General features: G+C 46.6%; 22 protein-coding genes. 11 read left to right on the top strand and 11 right to left on the bottom strand.

Translation table 11 applies throughout. From position 1 onward, the window contains the following. Positions 1-390 precede the first annotated feature (390 nt). Both CHL74_RS09775 and CHL74_RS09770 read right to left on the bottom strand, forming a co-directional pair. On the bottom strand, positions 391-1,734 hold the full coding sequence (locus CHL74_RS09775) for a hypothetical protein (protein ID WP_141241294.1): 1,344 nt from the start codon (positions 1,732-1,734) through the stop codon (positions 391-393). A gap of 158 nt (positions 1,735-1,892) precedes the next feature. After that, positions 1,893-2,276, bottom strand: a complete 384-nt coding sequence (locus tag CHL74_RS09770; protein WP_094880979.1) for a hypothetical protein — start codon at positions 2,274-2,276, stop codon at positions 1,893-1,895. A 424-nt stretch (positions 2,277-2,700) separates the two neighbouring features. On the opposite strand from CHL74_RS09770, the gene CHL74_RS09765 reads away from it, so the two are divergent. Then, complete coding sequence (locus CHL74_RS09765) at positions 2,701-3,300, top strand: RNA polymerase sigma factor (RefSeq protein ID WP_094880978.1); 600 nt, start codon at positions 2,701-2,703, stop codon at positions 3,298-3,300. A 56-nt stretch (positions 3,301-3,356) separates the two neighbouring features. On the opposite strand, the gene rpe is transcribed toward CHL74_RS09765, so the two are convergent. The 3 genes from rpe to CHL74_RS09755 all read right to left on the bottom strand — a co-directional run bounded on the left by rpe (position 3,357) and on the right by CHL74_RS09755 (position 6,923). Further along, positions 3,357-4,007, bottom strand: coding sequence for a ribulose-phosphate 3-epimerase (rpe, locus tag CHL74_RS09760; RefSeq protein WP_094880977.1), 651 nt, complete (start codon positions 4,005-4,007; stop codon positions 3,357-3,359). 62 nt (positions 4,008-4,069) lie between these two features. After that, on the bottom strand, positions 4,070-4,195 hold the full coding sequence (locus tag CHL74_RS16230) for a hypothetical protein (RefSeq protein WP_254923265.1): 126 nt from the start codon (positions 4,193-4,195) through the stop codon (positions 4,070-4,072). Between the two features lie 196 nt (positions 4,196-4,391). Continuing rightward, complete coding sequence (locus tag CHL74_RS09755) at positions 4,392-6,923, bottom strand: DUF5686 family protein (protein WP_094880976.1); 2,532 nt, start codon at positions 6,921-6,923, stop codon at positions 4,392-4,394. 314 nt (positions 6,924-7,237) lie between these two features. Between CHL74_RS09755 and CHL74_RS09750 the strand changes: the two genes are divergently transcribed. The 4 genes from CHL74_RS09750 (at position 7,238) to CHL74_RS09735 (ending at position 10,517) form a co-directional block, all read left to right on the top strand. Continuing rightward, on the top strand, positions 7,238-7,660 hold the full coding sequence (locus tag CHL74_RS09750) for a GtrA family protein (RefSeq protein ID WP_094880975.1): 423 nt from the start codon (positions 7,238-7,240) through the stop codon (positions 7,658-7,660). A 21-nt stretch (positions 7,661-7,681) separates the two neighbouring features. Then, the gene (locus tag CHL74_RS09745) at positions 7,682-8,335 is read left to right on the top strand and encodes a CDP-alcohol phosphatidyltransferase family protein (RefSeq protein WP_094880974.1); all 654 of its coding nucleotides are present in this window, start codon (positions 7,682-7,684) and stop codon (positions 8,333-8,335) included. Positions 8,336-8,363: 28 nt separating this feature from the next. Then, positions 8,364-9,197 carry a phosphatase PAP2 family protein gene (locus CHL74_RS09740; protein WP_094880973.1) on the top strand — a complete coding sequence of 278 codons (834 nt, stop codon included), beginning with the start codon at positions 8,364-8,366 and terminating at the stop codon, positions 9,195-9,197. Between the two features lie 237 nt (positions 9,198-9,434). Then, positions 9,435-10,517 carry a nucleotidyltransferase family protein gene (locus tag CHL74_RS09735; RefSeq protein WP_176452219.1) on the top strand — a complete coding sequence of 361 codons (1,083 nt, stop codon included), beginning with the start codon at positions 9,435-9,437 and terminating at the stop codon, positions 10,515-10,517. 110 nt (positions 10,518-10,627) lie between these two features. Here the strand turns inward: CHL74_RS09735 and CHL74_RS09730 are convergent, their stop codons facing one another. From CHL74_RS09730 to CHL74_RS09720, 4 genes are all read right to left on the bottom strand, one after another. Continuing rightward, entirely contained in the window at positions 10,628-12,778 is a 2,151-nt protein-coding gene (locus tag CHL74_RS09730; RefSeq protein ID WP_141241293.1) for a hypothetical protein, read from the bottom strand. Next, positions 12,775-12,897, bottom strand: coding sequence for a LuxR C-terminal-related transcriptional regulator (locus tag CHL74_RS16575; RefSeq protein ID WP_141241292.1), 123 nt, complete (start codon positions 12,895-12,897; stop codon positions 12,775-12,777). Before CHL74_RS16575 ends, CHL74_RS09730 begins: the two co-directional genes overlap by 4 nt. 197 nt (positions 12,898-13,094) lie before the next feature. Then, the gene (locus tag CHL74_RS09725; protein ID WP_094880970.1) at positions 13,095-13,712 is read right to left on the bottom strand and encodes a response regulator; all 618 of its coding nucleotides are present in this window, start codon (positions 13,710-13,712) and stop codon (positions 13,095-13,097) included. A gap of 24 nt (positions 13,713-13,736) precedes the next feature. Next, positions 13,737-15,563: a tetratricopeptide repeat-containing sensor histidine kinase gene (locus CHL74_RS09720; protein WP_141241291.1), complete on the bottom strand. Its 1,827-nt coding sequence runs from the start codon at positions 15,561-15,563 to the stop codon at positions 13,737-13,739. 945 nt (positions 15,564-16,508) lie between these two features. Here CHL74_RS09720 and CHL74_RS09715 point away from each other — a divergent pair. After that, positions 16,509-18,152 carry an ATP-binding protein gene (locus tag CHL74_RS09715; RefSeq protein WP_254923264.1) on the top strand — a complete coding sequence of 548 codons (1,644 nt, stop codon included), beginning with the start codon at positions 16,509-16,511 and terminating at the stop codon, positions 18,150-18,152. A gap of 23 nt (positions 18,153-18,175) precedes the next feature. Next, complete coding sequence (locus CHL74_RS09710) at positions 18,176-18,817, top strand: HAD domain-containing protein (RefSeq protein ID WP_094880967.1); 642 nt, start codon at positions 18,176-18,178, stop codon at positions 18,815-18,817. Positions 18,818-18,891: 74 nt separating this feature from the next. Here the strand turns inward: CHL74_RS09710 and CHL74_RS09705 are convergent, their stop codons facing one another. Continuing rightward, positions 18,892-19,800: a helix-turn-helix transcriptional regulator gene (locus tag CHL74_RS09705; protein WP_094880966.1), complete on the bottom strand. Its 909-nt coding sequence runs from the start codon at positions 19,798-19,800 to the stop codon at positions 18,892-18,894. A 6-nt stretch (positions 19,801-19,806) separates the two neighbouring features. After that, positions 19,807-19,980 (bottom strand): hypothetical protein, encoded by a 174-nt coding sequence (locus CHL74_RS15820; protein WP_176452218.1) that lies wholly within the window; start codon positions 19,978-19,980, stop codon positions 19,807-19,809. A 172-nt stretch (positions 19,981-20,152) separates the two neighbouring features. Between CHL74_RS15820 and CHL74_RS09695 the strand changes: the two genes are divergently transcribed. The 4 genes from CHL74_RS09695 to CHL74_RS09680 all read left to right on the top strand — a co-directional run bounded on the left by CHL74_RS09695 (position 20,153) and on the right by CHL74_RS09680 (position 22,223). Continuing rightward, a complete protein-coding gene (locus CHL74_RS09695) occupies positions 20,153-20,467 on the top strand; it encodes a hypothetical protein (protein ID WP_094880964.1) in 315 nt (104 codons plus the stop codon). 43 nt (positions 20,468-20,510) lie between these two features. Next, positions 20,511-20,705, top strand: a complete 195-nt coding sequence (locus CHL74_RS09690) for a hypothetical protein (protein ID WP_094880963.1) — start codon at positions 20,511-20,513, stop codon at positions 20,703-20,705. An 87-nt stretch (positions 20,706-20,792) separates the two neighbouring features. Next, complete coding sequence (locus CHL74_RS09685; RefSeq protein WP_094880962.1) at positions 20,793-21,704, top strand: WYL domain-containing protein; 912 nt, start codon at positions 20,793-20,795, stop codon at positions 21,702-21,704. Positions 21,705-21,728: 24 nt separating this feature from the next. Next, positions 21,729-22,223 carry a hypothetical protein gene (locus tag CHL74_RS09680; RefSeq protein ID WP_094880961.1) on the top strand — a complete coding sequence of 165 codons (495 nt, stop codon included), beginning with the start codon at positions 21,729-21,731 and terminating at the stop codon, positions 22,221-22,223. The last annotated feature ends 425 nt before the right edge of the window (positions 22,224-22,648 follow it).

The raw sequence follows: 22,648 nt of genomic DNA, 5'->3' as shown, positions 1-22,648 counted from the left end.
CGCGTAATCTGTGGGAGAATACCTTTCAAGCAGGATATGAATGTTCTCCCGCAGATTCCACAGATATTCACAGATGTTCTTGAGTAAACAAAAATCTGTGTTAATCCGCGTAATCTGTGGGAGAATACCTTTCAAGCAGGATATGAATGTTCTCCCGCAGATCTCACAGATATTCAGATGTTCTTGAGTTAACAAAAATCTGTGTTAATCTGTGTAATCTGTGGGAGATTTTTTGTATGCAGACTATGCAAACTGTAGGAGCTACAGCTTCTTATATACAAAAAAGGCTTTAATGTAAGGTTTTGCCCTTGCATTAAAGCCTTTTGATATTTTAGGCATTCTTGTTAAGATGCCTTTTGTTTTTAGGCATTCAGCCTAATCCATGTTTCTTTACTTTACAACGAACTTCTTGCCGTTCTCGATAACGATGCCCTTGTAGCTGTTGTTTACGCGCTGACCTGCGAGGTTGTAGCGTGCGCCGTTCTTAACGGTGTTGTCGTTAGTAACGCCGTTGATGCCGCTCTCGTTGTCGTTGAGGACGAAGAGCATCGGGAGGACAGCGTTCTCCTGAAGCTTGTCGTATGCACCGAAAGAGGTGTATGTGCCGCTTCCGAACTGGATGAACTTGCCGTTGTTGGTGATAGAGAATGTGCCGTTCTCGTCAGCCTCTACTGTCCAAGCCTCAGACTTCTCCTTGTCGAACTGGAATGAGTTGTGCTTTGTGTCCATGTAGAGATAGCGTCCGTAGCAGTCCTTGATAGAGAAGCCGTCGTCGAGAGTCTCGAATGCGAACGAATCGTCGTATGAAGACTTGATCTTGAGCTCGTCAACAGTGCCCTCTACGTTGAATGTGCTGAGGTAGCCATAGTTGTAAGATTCCTTTGCGGGAATAGCGTAGTAAGTATTGCCGTCGCGCTGAGCAACAATCATATACTTCTTGCCGCTCTCAACAGCTGCTGCCTTCTTGTATACGTTGTAGTGCCATACGTATACGGTGCAAGTGGCGTTGCCTGCGCTGTAAGTGTCGTTCTCCTCAGAAGATGCTGTGATGACAGCCTTGCCCTCCTCGCCGCCAAGAGCGATGACACCCTCTGCGTTGACAGTGGCTACAGCCTCGTTGTCAGAAACGAAGGTAACGGCAGCTGTGGTCTCCTTTGTGAAGGTAGGAGCTGTAAACTCGGTGCCAACCTCGTGGTCGATTGTGGTCTCAGAGAACGCGAGATTAGCCGGCTGCTTTGTCTTGCCAGCTGCATCACCGGTGATAGTTACGGAAGCAAGGTCGAACTGTGCAGCTTTCTTGCTTTTGTTAGATCCGTAAGTGTTGTCTGTACCTACTGTGAATGTCACTGTAGTAGAACCGTTGGTATTGGTCCATGTTGTGATACCGTTCTCTGTGTCCACAGTAACCTGACCCTCAGAAGGAGTGACATCGCCCCACTGCTTCTTTCCGGCAACTGACATTGTGAAGACAATCTCCTTCATTGCAGGACCGCTGATGGTCAGCGTGTTCTTGGCGTAGTGACGAAGGTCCTTTGATGTGGTGTTCTGTGTAGGAACTGTCGTGCCGGCAGCCTTGTCAGCTTCGAAGGTGTAGCCCTCTGCTGTAAGCGTGTAGCCCACCTTGTCCTTTAATTTGGCGGCCTGCTTAGTGAAGTCTATTGTTGTTTGTGCAAACGAGAAGTTTGCCACCATGGCAACAACAGCCATCAATGTGTAGCGTAAAGTTTTTACCATAATTATAAGATTTTAGATGTTAATGAATTTTTGTCGTATGTGTTACGTTTTATGTTACAATGCAAAATTAGCCATTATCCGTTATAGTGCCAATACATACGCGTTAAAATAAGGTTAAAACAGGAAATATCAGTATGTTATATGTAAGAAGTGGAGGCTTATTTGTCCAGTTTGTCCATTTCCTTGGCTTCCCATTCCTCCCATTGCTTCATGGCTTCCTTCCAGTCTGTCTGCTCTCCCGTCTGGATGGCCTCCTGCTCACGTTCGGCAGCGTCACGTTCACGGTCGCGCTGTCTCTTCGCCTTCATGTCGGCGATGGTGCGGTCGTCCAGTATGAGGATAGCTCGGCGCTGAATGGCGTCCAGCAGTTCCTTCTCGCCGAAAGCCTTTCCCGGCTCGTTGAAGTCAGAGATGTTAAATTCGTACTGTGTGCGGAGCTGGTGTCTTATCTCTTTCTGACGCGCACGATTGGCGGCGTTCTTAAGGCGTAGCAGTTTTGCTATGCCGTCTATCTCGCTTTGCGAGTATTTGTTTCTTCCCATGTTGTTTAGTTGTTTTAGAATGCAAAGTTAAGAAATTTCAGCCACATTATCTCCTAACTGTCGACGAAGGAAGCACCCAAATGTTAAATTCTGATTTTTTCATCCCTTTTATTTGTTATTGTCAAAAATATGCTATACATTTGCGATATCATTTTTGATGATTTCGCTATTTTTTTACGAAATCGACTTATGAGGTTGGCAGCATCCTGCGCCAACCTCTTTTTTTTTGCCCTATTATATTGACGTTATATTGTCGGATTTTTGTTGTCGTATTATTTGGCGGTTACGTTAAAAGTTGATATCTTTGCAATGACTTAAACAAAAGACAAGTTGCCCCTATTTGAAACTTTAATATTAACAACATCAAAAAACGTACAGCCTATCGGAAACATTTACTTCATAAAAACAAAAAAATAATAACAAGATGAAGAAATTGCAGGATATGACCGACGAAGAGTTGGCCCTATCATATGTCGATGGGAATAATCGTGCTTTTGACCTGCTGTTGTCACGCAACCAGTCGAAGCTTTTCTCATACATCCTTTTCGTCGTCCACGACCGCGAGACAGCGGAGGATCTCTTTCAGGAGACCTTCGTCAAGGCCATCGTGCGCCTACAGGACGGCAGCTATACAGCCAGCGGCAAGTTCGGTGCGTGGATGATGCGCATCGCACATAATGTCGTGATGGACTGGTATCGCGATATGAGTTCGCGTCATATCGTGGAGGTGACAAAGGACAACGACCTTTCAAATATGGGTGGTGACGATGTACTCGAGGGCAACATCGAGGGACGTTACGTCAACACACAAGTGATGGCTGACGTAAGGCGCCTCATTGATACGCTTCCGCCCATCCAGCGCGAGATTGTCTTTATGCGTTATTTCCAGGAACTCTCGTTCAAGGAAATAGCCGAACTCACCAATGTAAGCATCAACACTGCGCTCGGTCGCATGCGTTATGCCATAATCAATATGCGCCGTACGGCACGTAAGCATGGCATAACGCTGCAACTCTCTGTATAAGGCTGCTCGCTTGGAGCAGCCCTTACAGATATCTTATGTTATTGAGGCAGCTCTGTTTAGAGCTGCTTCAAGTCATGTATTGTGGCTATCGGGTCAGCTGCCTTGAAGATGTAGCTGCCGCTTACGAGCACGTCGGCTCCCGCCTCTACGAGTAACGGGGCGGTCTCGGCGTTTACTCCACCGTCAATCTGTATCAATGCTTTGCTTCCCGACTCGTCAATCATTCGGCGCAGACGGCGTGTCTTTGCGAGGATTTCTTCGATGAACTTCTGTCCTCCGAAGCCGGGATTGACGCTCATAAGCAGCACCATGTCAACATCACAGATGATGTCCTCAAGCAGACATACTGGTGTGGAAGGATTCAGCGTAACACCTGCCTTCATGCCGGCGTCATGAATCTGCTGTATGGTGCGGTGAAGATGCACGCAAGCCTCATAGTGTACGTTCATCATCATTGCGCCCGTAGCAGCCACCTGGCTGATGTAGTTCTCGGGATGCACAATCATGAGATGCACGTCCAGCGGCTTCTTACATTCCTTCGCCACGGCTTTTATCACCGGGAATCCGAAGGAGATGTTAGGAACGAACACACCGTCCATTATGTCGAGATGCAGCCAGTCGGCCTCGCTGGCATTGATCATCTGAATGTCGGTTTTGAGGTCAAGGAAATTTGCCGAAAGAAGGGAAGGCGAAATCAGTGGTTTCATGAATTTATTGTTGTAAGTTTATGGGTTTGTTCTTTACTTTTTAGGGGTTATACGATTAATAATTAGTTCATGCAATACGACCCGTTGCGTCCGTTCTTCTTTATCGCGCAGTATGCACGTGCTATCTGGCGGATGATAGAAAGGGTGTTTTCAGAGGGTTTAACCTCTTCAGGAGTATAATGTGTCATAGGCGTTGGGTTTTGAATTGACAATATGTTTCTTCTATGCTCTATATCTATTTAACGCCCTAAGTTGGAATTTATTACATATTGCCGAAGATTTTTTGAATTACTGTTTATATCATAAAAAACGAGGTGGGCAAAACTGCTGATATAGCGTTTTGCACACCTCGTTTTCTTATATTATATATGTAGGCTTCTTGTTTTAGAAGCTGAGCATAAATCCGAATCGGATGCCGTTCTTCTTTATGCCGGGTCCGTTATAGTTCATACGTCTTACGTAGTCGATGGCGATGAGCTTGAATATGTTGTGCACACCCACTGTCACTTCCCAGTAAGGTGTCTTCTTGTCCATTACGCGTGCGCCGTTGGGGAACTGGAAGAGGGTGTTGTCTGCACGGTTGCGCTCCAGGAACGGATTGTTCTTGTCGGTCAGCGTGCCCCACATTCCCTTTACGGAGATATATTCGCGCCACTTCAGTTTCTTGATGAGCGGTATGCGGTTGAGCAGTTTGCCGTTCATATCCCATGCCACTGATCCGAAAGCGTAGCGGTCTGTGAGGAACTCCATGTTTTTCATCATCGAGAACGTGCCCTCCCATTCGAGGAACGTGATGTTGACGGGCGGCATGATGAGCAGCGGGAAAGGCACCTTGTCCCACTGTACGCCACCGTCCAAGTGGGTATCGACGTAGCCCCAAGAGCCAAGCCAGAAGCGCTTGTATATCTTCGCTTCAGTGTAGTTGAGCTTGTATTCACCTCCGAGGAAGTTCTTGAAGCCCATTGTGTGGCTCAGCGTAAACTCCGGTGCGTCAAGATTGACGGGCCAGCGGTGCTGCTTGGTGTTGATGAACGTCTGTCCTGGGCAGTAACGGAGCATTAACTTGCCCTCCGTGGTGCGTATCTGCCTTACATATTCCTTGCCGTCGGGTGCGAGGTTGGTGGCAACGCCGGGCATACGAGCGAACGAAAGGTCGCCGGTGGGCTCGTTGCTCTCTGCCTTCAGCGATGTATGGAACGACAGACCCCAGTCGGTCTCATACACGAACGAGAGTTTCTGACGGTTGTAGAAATACATCTGCTCCACCTTCTGAGTGCGTAACGACATGAACATGTTATCCTTGTTATGGATAAGGAACTTGTCGGCAGGCGACATAACGTCATATCCTGTCTCGAAGATGATGTTGCGCTGCGGGAACTCGAAGGGCACGTTCTTCTTGGCGTTGAGGCTGTATGTCACCTCTGTGCCGTAGTAATGCTTCTTCGACTTTGTTCCGTAGGCATAGAAGCCGTTCCAGAAGAGGTGCTTGTTGAGGTTGGCTGTGGTACGTCCGCTGAGGCGGAAGCGCCACTTGTCCACGAAGTTGCTTGATATGATGGTGGTTACCGGACCGATGTCGAACAGTGAGCGCTTGCGTGAAGAGCCGGTCTCAACGAAGTTCTCGGCGAAGGCTCTGAGTCCGAAGAGAATCCACTTGAAGTTCTTCGACTGTTCGATACGATGTATGAAGGCGTTCATTGACGACTCGCCCTTCGAGAGTTCCACCGTTCGGTATTGGTTCCAGAACGCCTCGTCACGTATCATCGCGTCAGCCTCATGCCTTGTCTTCGCCTTTCCCTTGAAGAGTTTCGACGGCAGTTCGTCGAAGGCATAGTCGTTATAACGTGTGGCTTTAGTCACAAGAGTGTTGGCGCCGAGCAGGGTAAGCTCTGCAGCAAGGTCGTCTTTCGAGAGCACCCATTCGCCGTTAGGCAGCTTGGCGTATTCCTGCGTAATCTTCATGTCGTGCACGAAGTTGACGTCGGACGTCTTCGGCAGCGTGAACGAGCAGCGCTTTACGTGCAGCGACGAGTCGGCGAGAATGTACAGATCGCCTCGGAAACCGAAGTCCTGCTGGTTGTTGGGGATAAACTCCAGATGATAACAGAGGTCGCGGTCCACGTAGACCGTGTCCTGGATGTAGAATCTGTAGAATGATATGGCAGTCTCGCCGATAGGACTCGTAAACTGATACTGCAGCAGTCGCATGTGGTCGTCGTAGATGTCCACGTCGGTGAACACCTCGCGCAGCATGGTGTTGAGAATCTCTCCCGTCTGCAGCACGTTGTTCACACCCTCAGAGCGCTGGCCCTTGATGATGTCCTTCTCCACACGCGGGTTCTTTCTGTAGATGTGCTGCGTAACGGTCTCGTCGTAAGTGACTGGCAAGATAAGCTTGCCGTTGTAGGGCGATGTCTCGATTTGGTCGCGTACGTAAGCCTTGTTCTTGAACTTGCCCGAATCGAGATCGGCTGGCTTGATGTCGTTCAACGAGAACGTAATCTTCTGATACTTGTTATACTGATAATAGTCGAAATTGTCCAGATGCGTGCGCTTCTTGGCTGCGATTACGCGCTTCATAAGCTCCACTGCAGGATTGTTCTTGCGCGAATAGCGCTCACGCTTCTGCTTGATAACCACCTCGCCGAGCGAGCGCGAGTCTTCCTTAAGGACAATCTTAAGATGCGACGGCGTGTTCGGACCCACCTTGATGGTTTGCGGCTGGAAGCCCACCGAACTGAACGTCAGTTCCCATCCGTTATGGCGTGCAATCTTGAACTTGCCGTCCAGGTCGCTGGCTTCAGCGACGTGGTGGCCCTTGTATATGGCACTTGCCAACGGTATGGGGTAACCGTCAGTATCATAAATTTCTCCTGTAATCTGCGCTTTGGCAACAACAGCCAAGAGCAAGAACATCAATGTAACGAAAAAAGACCTTTTCACGTTTGTTTTATACTAATTTATCCTATTATAGATTTCGAATATACTTTCCTTGTGTCGTAAAACCACATATTAGCTTTGCGGCTGCAAAGTTACATATAATAGTTTAAAAAAGGTAGAAAACTTTTTGCCTTTTAATATTTTTCTACTAATTTTGCACCTTTGTAGGATGATAGTGCCATTATAGGACACGTTTCGTGGCTGTTCTGGCGTATCTCTATACATTATATTATATATAATATTTTCGCGCCCTTAAATAATAATTTCACACAACACAACAAAGCGCCATTATGGGAAGCTTCAAGCACTCTATCATAACTTTCTCAAAGGCGCAATGCTCTGCGTGGGTGGCTTCTGCCGCCGACTTTGCCGTTACTCTCGCTCTCGTCAACATCTTCGGCATGTGGTACGGGTATGCCACGTTCATCGGCGCTGTCAGCGGGGGAATGGTAAACTGCGCCATCAACTATCGATGGGTGTTCCACGCCTTCGGAATGAAGAAGAAATACATTGCCCTGCGCTATATGTTCGTATGGGGAGTGAGCATTGCCCTCAATACGCTTGGCACGTGTCAGGTGACGGAAATGACAGGACTCAACTATGTCATCTCCAAGGCCATCGTTGCCGTACTTGTGGCTGTTCTGTGGAACTATCAGATGCAGCGCATCTTCGTCTTTCATGAAGGCAGAAGGTCGGTACAGAAAACAGAATAATAAAACAAATAAAAAAGAAATATGAATTATCGCGATTTTCTACAGAAGGTGATTTACGCCATTATCAATCCGCTTATCAAAGGCATGATAAAGGTGGGCATCACCCCTAACTTCATCACCACCACGGGCTTCGTCCTCAATCTCGTAGCCATGGCGATGTTCATCTATGCCGCAGAACTGCCCGAATGCGAGGCTTATGCCTGGGTAGGATGGAGCGGTGGCGTCATCCTCTTTGCCGGACTGTTCGATATGATGGACGGTCGTCTGGCTCGTATGGGTGGAATGTCGTCAACGTTCGGTGCCCTTTGGGACTCCACGCTCGACCGTTACAGCGAGCTTTGCACACTCTTCGGCATCTGCTATTATCTCCTTATGCACGGCTCGTGGGACTGGGCTGGCGTCGTTACGTTCACCGCTATGGTTGGTTCTGTAATGGTGAGCTACGTACGTGCACGTGCCGAAGGACTTGACATCGAGTGTAAGGTGGGTCTGATGCAGCGTCCTGAGCGCGTCGTGGTGACAGCCGTAGGAGCTGTCTTTTGTGGCGTATGCGCCAATCTTTGGGTGCTGGTGGTGCCGATGATCATCATCGCCGTCCTCGCCAATCTCACCGCTTTCTGGCGTGTGGCCCATTGCTACCGCGAGCTCGGCAAGCGTGACAGAGGCGAGCAGTAATTTTTTTCTCTTTTAAAACCACATCACAGTGTTCAGCATTAACCTCATTATTTTCTGGCTGGTGCTTCTCGCCGTGCGCCCCACACGCAAGATAGCACTGGCTCTGGCGCCGTGGCTGGCATTTGCTGTCAGCTACGACTCGATGCGATTCTTCCCCAATTATGAGTTTCGCCCGATAGACATACGTGGGCTTTTCGAGGCAGAACGTTCCCTCTTCGGCATCACCACAGCCACGGGCACGCTCATCCCCGGCGAATGGTTTAACATCCACAACTGTGCCTTTGCCGACTTTATGGCAGGCTTCTTCTACCTTTGTTGGGTGCCCGTGCCTCTGGGATTTGCCATCTACCTTTATCTAAAAGGCAAGCGTGAGGCTTATCTCCGCTTCTCCATAGCCTTCCTGTTTGTCAACCTCGTGGGTTTCGTGGGCTACTATATCCATCCCGCCGCCCCACCATGGTATGCCATCCATTATGGTTTTGAGCCAATCCTCAACACTCCGGGCAACGTGGCAGGACTCGACCGCTTCGACACGCTCGTCGGTTTCCCCGTCTTCCACTCCATTTACTGCAACAACTCCAACGTGTTCGCAGCCGTGCCTTCGCTGCACGCCGCCTACATGCTCGTCACCACCATCTATGCCGTGAAGAGTCGTGAGCATATTCTCACCACCTGTGTCTTCGCTTTCATCTGCATGGGCATCTGGTGGACCGCAGTATATTCCACCCATCACTACATCATAGACGTCCTTCTCGGTATCCTTACAACCATCATTGCCGTTGCAATGTTGGAAGGCGTAATCTTCCGCGTAGGCTGCGTGAAGAGAGGAATGGAGAAATACATCGCCTCAATAAAGAATTAAGAATAAAGTGGCGGAGGTCTCTGGCCTCCGCCATACCAAGTTCTTCATCCAAGTCCTCAATTTGTTTCGATTACGGATCTTTTTCTTTCCCTCTCTTAATGGCGTATCCTCCAATAAAAATCGTCATATCCGTAATTACTACTCACTACTCAATAATCACTCATCACTATTCAGATGCACTCCCTTTATTTTCGCTTTATACAGTTTTCCTTGGGCATTTACGAAGGAAAGGAATTTTTGGACGGAATCGCCCTTTGCGGCTTCGACTGGGCGCTGTTGTACCGTTTCGCCAAGAAGCAGATGCTGTTGGGGGTGCTTATGGAAGGAATATCCAAGCTCCCTAAGAAGGTGGCACCCGAGCATGCGTTGCTGATAAAATGGTTTGCGGAGAGTCAGAAGATCAGACAGCAGAACTTCGTCATCAATAAGGCTACGGCTGACGTGTATTCTAAAATCAGGGCTGCAGGCTGTCGCTGCTGCATATTGAAAGGGCAGGGCAATGCGCTGATGTATACCAATCCGTATGCCCGTATGTCTGGAGATGTGGATGTGTGGGTGAATGCATCACGAGAGGAAGTGCGCCGACTTGCTGCTGTGCTGACGAAGGACAATGGCAGCATCGGCAAGGAAAGCCTTAATCACATCGAACTGAAGATGAATGGGGTGGAGGTGGAGCTGCACACCACTCCTGCCATCATGAACAATCCTCTGCACAACCACAGAATGCAGCAATGGTTGCGCCGTAACGCAGACCTGCAATACAGCAATCTCGTTACGCTCCCTAATGTCAGCACTCCGATAGCCGTTCCAACCAATACGTTCAACATCATCTATCAACTCTACCACCTTTACCACCATTATTTCTTCGAAGGGGTAGGGCTGAGGCAAATCATCGATTACTACTTCGTTCTTATGAATTGCGAAGAAGTAAGAAATTCAAAATTATATAACTCAAAATCGCAGGCGAAGCCGCGAACAATTCCTAACTCAAAACTCCTAATTCAAAACTCGCTCAAACGCTTAGGTTTGAGCACATTCGCTGGTGCTATGATGTACGTATTGCATGCGGTTATGCGCTTGCCGGAGGAAAGGATGATAGTGCCGATGGATGAGCGCCGTGGACGTATGCTCTTGTCAGAAGTGTTGCGCGGCGGCAACTTCGGACAGTTCGACGATCGCCGTCCTTCCACCAATGGCTTCATCAGCCATAACCTCCAGCGTCTCCAACGCGACCTCCGTCTGCTAAGATCCTATCCTCAAGAAGCGCTGCCCGAGCCATTCTACAGACTTTGGCATTGGTGCTGGAGAAAAACGAGGTAAAATTTTGAACAAGAAATAACAATAAGGCGTACAACCTTAATCTTTACGATTTTGGGTTGTACGCCTTTTTCGTTGTCATTGAATTGGTTTATTTCGCTGCTTTTGTGTTTTTAACGAACCACCACTTTCTTTCCGTTGACAATGTATATGCCTTTAGAGGTCAGAGTGGTTATGCGGCGGCCCTGCAGGTCGTACCAATCGGCTGTGGACGCGTCATCGCGTTTGATGCTTTCAATGCCAGTCGGGTCTACATAGTTGTGCTTGCTGTAGTAATAGTGGCACACGTTGCGATAGCCGTCGGCTGCAGTCTCTACACTCTCAAGCAGATAGTTGGTGTCTGGGAGATACTCGTATGTGATGTTGCCACCCTTGCTGTAGGTCTCCTCAACCAGTCGGTCGTCATCGTCAAGACGGTATGTTATTGTACTTACTATGGTCTGATTGCCGTCATAGATGTCGGCAACGATGTTACCATCATTCTCATACACCCTTTTGGCTTCTGTCGGCCCCCAGTCAAGTTCCCAATCGTACTTGTCCGTGTTCCAACTATAACACCACATTTCTTCACCATCCTCATATTCGTCGTAATCCTCTTCCATTTCGAGAGGCATCAACGGGTCGGTATAGTTGTATTCAGGATTAGCAGGAACGGATGCGGTGCTTACGAGTTTCTGATAATAACTACCGCCTGCCACAACGCCAGTTGACACATAGTAGTTTCCTTGAGTATTCCATACGCCATCATTGTTTTCTATAGAATGATGGCCGTCGGTCATATCATCGATAAACTTCGGCGTTTTAGCTGCACGCGTTGCGAGACGTTTTCTGGCTCTTGCTTTGCTCCAATCTACCTTGGTCCACGGGCCATCCCAGCTGTCGCCATCATATTCTGCCTCGCCGGTCCATATACCTTTCTTGTTATACAAGTATTCAATCTTGACGAAGTCGTTTTCGCTGATGCTATGGTCAATCGTCCATGCCATGTGTCCATCGGCGTTATATCCTACTCGTACCTCGCCGTAGTCGGTCACGGTCGACGTATCGTTGTTATCGTGGCCAGACTTTATAGAAGTCTCCTTCCATGTTCCTCTAATGAGTTGTCCGTTGGCGTTCCACTCGTATGTACTCTCACCCTTATCACCATCGTCGGCATAATAGTAAGAAGAGGTTGCTATACGTCCAAACTGCATTAACTCGTCCTCCGGATATATCTGACCGCCACCGTCTAATGCTTCAATAGCTTCGCGCAGCGACAGCTTCTTTGCGTAGTCGTCGGCGTAAGTGTATTCATTCTTATATGATATTTCAGATGAGGATTTGTTGTATTTGATGACGGATAGCAGGCGACCGCTATTGTCCCATGCGAAAGTGGAAGTGTGCTCGCTTGTTACCTCGCCATTCTTGCTATAGTAGCGCATTGTCTCCTGTACGGGGCGGGTGCCGTCAGCGTTGAGTTTAAATTCACGTTCAGACGATTTCCACATTTCTCTCTCTATGCTTCCTACCGTGATTTGCAGAAAGCCTTCGCAGTTATAGACACGTTTGTACAGTTTGTCGTTTTCAGTTTGCCATACTACCTTACGGAATTCCTCAACATACAGCTCGTTTATATCCATCGTGGTTTGGTCGGAACCATTTGTTTCCGCCGTAAGATCATACAAAAGTCGACTTTCCCTGATGCTATTGTAGTTTGTATTGTCGGCGTATTTGTCTACCGGTCCGGAGTATTCTCTCTTCTTATAGCCGCGTATGTACTCCTTTTTGCTGTCGATGTCGTATCCATAATTGATTTTCTCCACGCGGTTGCCCCACTGGTCGTAGGCGTATGTCTCACTTAGGTGAGTGGTTCCGTCGTCGTATTTCTGATAGTGACGCTCCCATGTCGTGTCGCCTATCACTTCCACTTCGGCTTTGTTCTTCTCAGTGGTCTTGTTGCCAGCCTTGTCCACGTTGTAGGCAGTTCGGGCTGTACACTGTCCGTCGGCGTCGAACACATACTCCTGGCGATACGAGTTGTCGGTGTCGAGCACCCACTGTCCCGCATCTTTGTTGTATTCCATGACCGACGTGATATATCCATACTCGTTGTATTGATATTCCTTCTTGTGCGTGTCGCTTTCCACTCTGTCGAGCAGCGTAAGCTCGGTAGAAGGCATTACAGCCTTGATTTTTCTGATAGGCACATTGTTTTGTGCCACCGCAGGATCTGCCTGCAGAAGCATTGCCGAGGCAATAGTAAATAATAGGGTAGAACTTCTCATATTATATGTTTATTAAGTTTTGACAAATCCGAAATCTCTTTGCTGCTAAGTCCTATGGCGAGCAGACTTAATATCTCCTTTTCGCGTGTGGTGATACTGTCCTTTATATCGGTATTCATGTAGCTGGTATTTGGTAATGAGTACGCTGTTTGGTTACAAAGGTATAGAAAAATAATAGTAAATATATTCCTTTTAATACAGTAACCCCCTACCAAAAACTAAGAACTATTGTTTTTGGTAGGGGGTCAGCTATGGTTTTCCGTAGTCAGCCGAGCCACTGTCCGACCGACATAAAACGCTTTATAGCTATCCGGCATCAGATGTTTGCCTTCAAGCCCAATTCAGTTGCCCGGCTTATCATTTCGGCAGCGTTGGCAACATTGAGTTTCTGCATGATACGACGGCGGTGGAACTCAACGGTATTGGCACTGATGCCAAGCCTTAAAGCCATGTCAGCAGCCGAAAGTCCCATTGCCGTGAGACTGACGACCTGCTTCTCGCGGTCGGACAGACGGTCGGGATGGCGCTTCAATGAATTGAGCAATCGGAAGAAGGTTGGACTATAGTAGCCCTTGCCGTCACAAAGACTCTTGACGGCCATAAGCAGTTCCGCAGCGTTGTCGCTCTTCATCACCACCGCCTCGGTGTCCATATCGGCTATCTCGCCTACCGACCAGGGTTCTTCGTGCATGGTATATACCACCACTTGTGTGGCTGGTTGTACGTCGCGAACGTGCTCTATGAGCATGGATCCGCTTTCGCCGTTGAGGTCGAGATCGGTTATAAGTATGTCTACTTTATGTCGGTTGAGCATCTGTTCTGCCTCTTCAAGACCTGCGGCATCCACGATACGGGCTTCGGCAAACGACGAAGCCAGCAGGGCGTGTATGCCCTTAAGCACTATGGGGTGGTCGTCGACGATGAGTATTGTCATTGTTTTCAATTGGTAAAAGTGTGATTATGTGGTGGTGAGTCGGTAAGTCAGCGTCAGCCTATGGCGCATGTCAGCCTCACTTACAGTCAGCTTTGCGCAGATGCGGTCGGCACGTTTCTGCAGCGTCTGCTGTCCTATGCCATGGTAGGAGGTGTGTCTGCCGTCTGCCGAACTGGCGCCTATGCCGTTGGCAACGCATACGCATAGGTTGCCGTCGGATGCAGTTAGCGATATGTCTATGGCGCTGTGGTCGCCGTATTTCATAGCATTGGCTGTCGACTCCTGAATGATGCGGTAAATCTCGTACGCCACCTGTCGCGGCAGACTGCTCCAATCGAACGCAGTGTCTATCTTGAGCGAGATGTCGCGGCCACCGTTCTTGCTGATGGCGGCTACATACGAGCGCACCACAGTGTCGAGTGTGACCGTGGCGAAACATGGAGGCATAAGCTCGTGCGACAACTGGCGCACGTTGCGCCATACGTCGTCGAGATACTGCTCGGCATGAATGCTGTCGGTGGCAAGCATCAGTTTGGTGGCGAGGATGTCGTTGCACACGCCGTCGTGCAGCTCCTTGGCTATGCGCTCACGCTCGCTCTCGAGTCCGTCGATGTAGCTCTGCTTCTCGTGCAGCAACGCCCGCTGTGCAGCGATGCGTCTGCGATAGAGCATAATGCCCACCACTCCTAGCAGCAGCACTACCGCCACCACAAGCCACAGCACCTGATTGGCTTTCTCGGCAGTTTCGCGTCTGGATTCAGCCAGAGCCATTTCCGTTTCCAGAGTCTTGTATTTCACCGTGAATTCGCTCATGCTTTTCTCTATGTCGCTTTGCTTTACAGAGTCGAGCACGGCATAGGCACGGTTCATGAACGCGAGCGCTTCCGCGTTGCGATTCATGTTCTCGAGACATTGGGCTTTCATGCGCAGCATCTTATCTGGCGGCATTGCCTGGTTATGGGTGCCGCTGGCGATGATGCTGTCCATAAGTGCGAGTTGCTCGGCGTATCTATGCTGCTTGCCAAGAAGACTGGCCTTGACCTCAAGAATGCCCAAAACTCCGTTGCTATTTACTGCCATTCCGTCCATTACACGGTCGGCATATTGCATGTATTGCGCCACCGCTTGATAGTCGCCCAATGCGCTGTACGATTTCAGGATGATAGAGAGAAACTTCAGCGTGAGCACGTTATAGCCTACGCTCTTCACCTCCTGCCAGCACGGCAGCATAGCGTCGAGCGCCGCCTGGTGGCGGTTCTGCCTCAGATATATACCTCCGATGTTGGCACGCGCCGACAATCGCTGTATGGTGTCGTTGGCTGCAAAGGCTGCCTTTTCGGTCTTTTCGGCATAGTGAAGAGCCTCTGCAAAGCGGTTGCTTTCGGAGTATAACACCGTGACACAGTTGTTCAGATATATCTCATATTCGGCATTGTGCTTGGCAAGCGCCATCTGTATGCCATCTTTATACTGCACCAGAGCCGAGTCGGTCTTGCCAAGCCTGCGGTAGGCTATGCCCATAGTGCCACGCAGATTGAGCATAGCGTCCACGTCATGCAGTTTCTCTGCCAGACGGTAAGCGCCCTGAGCCACGCCGACGGCATCTGCCATGCGCCCCATGTCGACAAGCGTCACTGCCTTCTCGCTCAAAAGCCAGCATCTGGTAGTGTCAGCCGGGTGCATCAGCAGGGCACTGTCTGCCAGAGCCAATGCTCCTTGTTTGTCGCCTCCGGCGTTGAGCTCGGCTACACGTTCGAGCATGGAGTAAGCTGGGTCGGACACTGATTTGTGTTCGGTTCTGTTGCATGCAAGCATCAGAAGCGCAAGTAGTAATGGTAGAATTTTTCTCATTTGCGTGGGTTTTGGTATGAATCTCTGATGCAAAGGTAACGATAATGTTCTTACCTGTATAATTCATAGGGGACTTTATTTGATACCTTCATGTCCAACATGCAAATATCGTACAAAGAGTAAAAAGCTGTTACAAAATAAAAATTGATTCTAGAGATTTAGATTGCTGTTTTTACGGTGTTTTACTGTGCAAACAGCACCCCTGCTTAACAATAGCGCCACTTTTATCATGCAATAGTGCCACTATTAGAGTGTAAAAGTGCGCTATTGCATGATAAAAGTGGCACTATTGGAGTGTAAAAGTGGCGCTATTGCAACCCAATGAAGCTTGTTTAGCTCAGTCATTCATTGCACACTTCTCTTCTTAGTAGTGTAATCTACAGAGTGTCAGTGTGTTGTCGCTGCACGCTCAAAACTCAAGAATTTCGCACCAAAGATTTTGTTGTGCGTCTGGCTCATAGTATTGAGCATCAGAAATGCAAATATTGTCTTCAGCGGAACCTCCGAAGAACTAGAAATAACCCGCTAAATGAGCTGTCGTTTCTGGTGGCATAAATGAAACACTCCATTAAAAATTCCTTAGGTTTAACACTAACTTGTGTTTAACACCATGTATAAATCCTTGCGCATGGCACATGAAAAACTTCTTATGTGTGAAACGAACTTACACAGGTGTGGGCTATCTTTGCATCAGAATTTTTAATTGATATACAATGGAGAAGTTTGATATTAATAAAGAAATGGCGAAGTTAGAAGGACTGTCCCAAATGGTGAGGATGAGGAAGAGGATGATTTCGCCTTCTAAATATAGACAAGTATGGAAAATAAATCTTATTTGAGAACCATATTGGGAGGAACTGATTTTAGAAGTCTTTCCCTCATGGAGAAAATATTATGTATTAATGTAGTGCTATTATGGTTATGCAAACGTCGTGTAAAAAAGATATGGAGCAGATGGACTTGCTCCAAGCATTCGAAATAATCGTAGATAAGGCAAAGAATTCTTCTCTGGGTGAGAAGTTCTATGAGAAGACTGATTCATATCTTGGATTTGTCTCCGATAAACTGGACATATCCAAGCGTGCCAGTGCCATCATGGCCTTGTTTGCCGACAGATGCGATGACAGTCACATCCAGTTCTCGGACTTTACGGATTTCTTGGGCTGCCGCATCCTTAGCTTGCTTCGATATGCCAATGAGATCCAAGAGCTTGTTGACAAGGAATATATCTGCCGCAATAGGGATGAAGGTTTCTATTATACCATCCCAATGGAGGTGATGGAGGCGTTCCAACATAATGAGCGTTATAATCCTATGGATGTGGAGGAACTTACAGCCAGAGAACTATTTGACAAGTTCGATGAGTTGTTTACAAAATGTCGCCGTAGGAAACTTGACAGGCAAATATTGAAAAAGAAGCTCAGGGCATTGGTTCGCAAGAATGAGAACCTGGCTTTTGTCAAGGCCATGTCTTCATTTGACATAGATGATGAGGATACAGAGTTTTCTCTTTTTCTGTTGTTCTGTACACTCTTTGTCATAGATGGTGATGACGATATCCGCTATCACGACTTGGAATTTCTCTACGAGGAGGGAGAGGCTGACTGGAGATGGGCAAAGAGAGACTTGAGTCAAGGTGATCATTTGTTCTTAGTGGAGAAGTTTATCGAGTATACCAATGACGATGGCTTTGTGGATAGAGAGTCGTTCAAAATTACGGATGATGCCAAGAAACAGCTTTTCTCGGAACTCAACCTATCATCCATGCGTGGTTCTCGCCCGAAGGGTGGCATGCTATCCTTTGAGGACATCAGCCCCAAGCAACTATTCTACAATAGCAAGGAACAAAGGCAAGTGGAAGAGTTAACTTCCCTCTTGGATGAGGAGCATTTCCAGCGTATCAAAAATCGATTGAAAGAAGCCAACTTCAGAAGCGGCTTTGCCTGCCTTTTCTATGGTGCGCCTGGTACAGGAAAGACAGAGACTGTGCTTCAGATAGCCAAGAAGACTGGCCGTGACTTGATTCAGGTGAACGTTTCAGAGGTTAAGAGCATGTGGGTAGGCGAGAGCGAAAAGAATATCAAGAGCATCTTCGATGATTATAAGAAGAAGGTGAAACAATTAGCCAAGGCACCCATCTTGCTTTTCAACGAGGCTGATGCCATCATCGGCAAGCGTCAGGTGGGGGCGGAAAGAGCCGTTGAGAAGATGGAAAACAGTATTCAGAATATCATCCTTCAGGAGATAGAACAGTTGGATGGCATCCTCATTGCCACGACCAACCTCCCAGAGAACATGGACAAGGCCTTCGAGCGCCGTTTCCTCTATAAGATACAGTTTGAGAAGCCAGACTTGAATTGCCGTACTCAGATTTGGCAAGCGATGATTCCGCCTTTGAATGATGCCGACGCCAGTTACCTGGCGGTCAAGTATGATTTCAGCGGTGGTGAAATAGAGAACATCGCCCGTCATTTTACCATCCAGACGATATTGCATGGTCAGCCAGAGAACATGGTCAAATTCCTTGTTGAGTTTTGTGAAATTGAAAGACTGGAAGGGAGCCGTACCAAGAGAAAAATTGGATTCTAACGACTGATATATAACAAAAAAGTATGGAGAAGTATATATTTTTAGATTTTGATGGAGTAATCAATACTCCAAAAGGTAAATTTGCTAAGAAAGCTGTAGTCAATTTGCTCCATTTGGTGGAAAGAAGTGATGCCAAGATCATCATTTCTTCCACTTGGCGATTGCAAGGCATGGAGTACATACAGAAGTTGTGGCAGGAATACCACTTACCTGGCGAAGTTATAGGTTTGACACCTTCTTGTAATTCCATTAACCTTAGCAATGTAGACGGCCAGGAGGAATGGCAAGGCTTACATGGGTGTAAAGGCTTGGAGATTGCAGAATGGTTGAGATTGAACGCTAAAGAGCCTTATCGTTATATAATTCTTGATGACGAGGAGGGTATCCTATTTGCCCAACGAGAACATCTTGTGTGCGTAGATGGCAGCAAAGGCCTTAGTAAAGCTGATGCAAGAGTTTCACTGAAAATCTTGAATGCCCAAAAGGTGAGCTGGGTTAAACGATGGTTTTATCATTTTTTAGAATTTTTGTTCCTCTATGTATTCTTGCAGGCAATTTTTTGGGCTTATATCTATTGGTTACCAAATCTGGGTCTTTGTAGGTTTGAATATCGGGCTGCTCAGTGGCATGAACGCCTACTTGATCATCATTTTCCTTGGCAATAATAATAAAAGCGGTAAATACGAATTAAACGTATTCACCGCTTTAACCATTTCATGAAGGAAGTTACCCATGAAGGTCAAATCTTATATTTCTTCATAAGGTTCCTCAACCTTTCTGCCACTTCATCTCTTAGCCATAGAGGTTCCAACACTTCCATGGCGTCCATGTTCGAAAAAATCTCCTGTTCAAAATCAAACTCTGGTTTCAGGTGATACTCAAAGATAGAGTATTCGTCAGTTCGCTTTGTTTCCTTTTGTGAGTCATGGAGAGGCAGGTTGCGTATATAGTTACTTTGAAAGGCATCCACTTTGAGCACAACTTTCTGGACCTCAGAATCCTTGTTGTTGGTGATGCCAAAGCAATCTTTGAAGTAATCAGCCGGTTCCAAGTCCTTAGGCATCTTGAACACTTTATCTGAAATAATGACATTCTCCATGCGGTCCAGGGCATAGCAGCGGACATCGTCGGTGCCAGGGCTATAAGCTATCACATACCAACGTTTCTTGAAAGCTTTCACGAAGTAAGGATGGATGTCAAACTCATTATATTTCTCGGCATTGTAGCTGTAGTAAGATATGAAGATGACACGGTTGTCACGCATGGCCTTGATGATGTCTTCCAGATAGTTTCTGCCCGAAGGCATGTCCTCCAGCAGTACTCTATCCTTGAGCTTACGACTATTGCCCACCATCACATTGAGCGAGAAGGCGTTCAGCAACCAGTTTCTTGCACTTCCTTCCTCGAAACAGTCGCCACACTCTATGTGATAGCGGTATCCGCTGCCACATTCGATGGTAATCCCAAACAGTTCCTCGACGGCATGGAGATTGTTGATGAAGGTTCGTCGAGAGAGTTCCGTTCCTTCACTAATGTCAGAATCCAACCATCTGCTTTGAATCTCCTTCAAGGTAATGCCACCTCGTTTTCTTGCCCTATGGATGGTTTCCACGAGCCATACATATTTGTTGAGTTGATTGATAGCCATATTCTTTTATAGATTGCAAACTCGGTCATAAGTCATTTTTAGGAATGGGGTAAAGTTGTCCCCCATTCCATAAGCATCCCATAAGATTTCTTCAATCTCATTGAAAGATATGCTTCTTAAACATTCTGCTATTGTCTTCGCATCCTTTACAGTGCTTTTATATTTTGTAGACTTTTCCATAGCTGTATCTTTAATGTCTGCTGCAAAAGTATTATGAAGGTGTTCCAATTATTAGCACAGGTTGAAAAAACTTCTGTTTTTGTGAGTTTTTATAAGAAACAATTAACCTGTATTGATAATTGAGTCAGCACGTCAATATCTTTGCCGGCAAATAACGATAAAAACATGAGATATGACATTGTACGAATTATTACACAAGGTATCGTTTGACGAGATTGCGCCATTTTTGTCGAAAAGCTATGACGCAGGCAGAAGATGTGATTATTTAAAGGAACTCATTGAGAAATATGATTTAGCGAAGGGCCTTAACCAACACAATAGTATAATAAGCATAAGTGCCTCACCAAAGCATCCTCTCCAGCCACAAGAACTTGAAACCTTGCAACGTTTGTTGTACAGAAGTGTCAGTGAACCGCAGTTTTGCTTGAAAGCAGACGATACGCTTGGCGAGGACTTGCGGATAGATTTCGCTTTTTACAGTATGTAATTTAAGGATAAGGTTAAACGACATTTTAAATCAAGATTATAATATGCTCTACTTGAGCGAGAAGACCGACAACAGGAATGAAGGGTTAAGCCCAGAGCTGACTTCCGACATGCATCTCATATATCCGTTCCACAACCTCTATGAACATACATGCTTCTCAATCTTTGACCTTTTATGGGTGCGCGATTTTAATGTGGAAATCTCCGTGGAATACGATTATGCAACATATAAGGAGTGATTTTTTAGCATAGATGTAATGACTAAAATTTTTTTTGTAACTTTGGGCACTTAAACATTTCATTAATTCTAAATACCTGGGTTACGCATGACAACACTGGAAAAATACATTTGGGTGGTCAACGCTCTATATCGTGCTGGTAGCCACGGACTGTCACTGAAGGAACTAAGCGACAAATGGGAGCTTGACGAAAGCATAAGCTATGGCGAACCTCTTCCGCGCCAGACCTTCAACCGTTGGAAAGACAACATACTCATGTCGCTTGGGGTGAATATCGACTGCCGACTAAAGGGCGGCTATCGTTACTACATCTCCAACCCAGAATGTCTTGCCAATGGCGAACTGTTGCGTTGGCTGCTCGATACCTATTCTACTGCCAATACGTTGTCACAAAATACGTTGCTCAAAGACCGCATCCTTGTAGAGGAGATTCCGTCGAGCCGTCATTTCCTTACGGATATAGTTGATGCCATGAAGGGCAACAACATCATAATGGCTACTTATCGGAATTTCCACTACAAGAATTCCTATACATTCCCCATTGCGCCATACTGTCTGAAAATGTTCCAGAAGCGTTGGTACGTGCTCGCGCTGAGCATCAACGAAGACAGGTCGCGCATCTACGGACTTGACAGATTTGAGAATATAGAAATAACAAAAGATCATTTCAAGTTCCCTATCGACTTCAATGCTAAGGACTATTTCTCCAGCTTCTTCGGCATAGTAATAGATGAGGATATACCCTTGCAACGAATTGTTGTTCGTGCCTTTGGTGCACACCAACACTACATGCGCTCTCTTCCGTTGCATCTCTCACAGAAAGAGCTTTGTCCTTGCAATGAATATGCCGACTTCGAACTTACGCTTCGTCCCACTTACGACTTCATAATGGAGTTGCAAAGATATGGGACGATGATAGAAGTGATGGAACCACAATCGCTAAGGCAGACAATGAAATGTTGTATAAACGATCTTTGCGAATTGTATAAAAACGATTAATTTTCAGACTAAATAATATTAACTATGGAAGATTTTGATTTTGATATAGAAGAAGTATTGGAACACTTAGAAGGTCTAAATGTCATAGAAAAGTGGCAGGCATTAGATGACCTAAGCAATAATTTGAGTGACATCCTGGAGAATGCTATAAATGAAATCAGTGACGCGCAAGATAGGATTAATAATGAATATGCAGCTTCTTGCTATAAGAAATTTGTAAGAGAGATTAAATTGTTTATCAATGCGAATTTCCAAGACCAAAAGCCTGACATAAGTGACGACTGTAGGTGTACAATTATTTACAATGGAGTTTCAATGGTAGTCCGTCCCAGTTGTATCTGTGGAAAATGGAGTATTGTTGCTTATAAGTCTATACCTGGAGGAAGCAACAAGCCCGCTCAAGAAATAATCGGTAAGCTGGGAGGAAATGCCAAAACAGAAACGTTATCTGTTTCAGAAGAAGAGGTCGTCCCTAAAATGAAATTGGCTTTGTCTTTATCCGACCATTACCGGAAATGATATGGCAAAAGGATCTGTTTTTTCGAATCTTCCTACATTTCGAGTGATACGACAGTCATGCAATGTGTATAGTCTCGGTTAGAAGTATTCTTCATTCCTAAAGCCATACACATTGCGTTCCGTCACTTTTATTATTATACATCTCTATATTTCCTATATATGACAATCACCCCATACAAGTATTCCTCTTTTATATGCAAGTTAATGCAAAACTCCGAATGTGTCACTTCTGAGCGATGACAGAATTTACAATCTGATCAAGTTGCTCAAACACTTCCTTTTTCCCAAGATACAGATCGGCTCATCCGATAAAGTCCGTGGCATCCCTACCCAAATATATCAACGATACATGATAGATTTTCCGTAAAGATGTTTACCTTTGCTGTATGAAAAATGATGTCAGCATTAATATGTACAAGGGACTT

The organism is Prevotella sp. 885 (assembly GCF_002265625.1).
GTDB lineage: Bacteria > Bacteroidota > Bacteroidia > Bacteroidales > Bacteroidaceae > Prevotella.
Note: the sequence above shows the minus strand (reverse complement) of the source record. Positions and strands in the feature narration are given on the sequence as shown.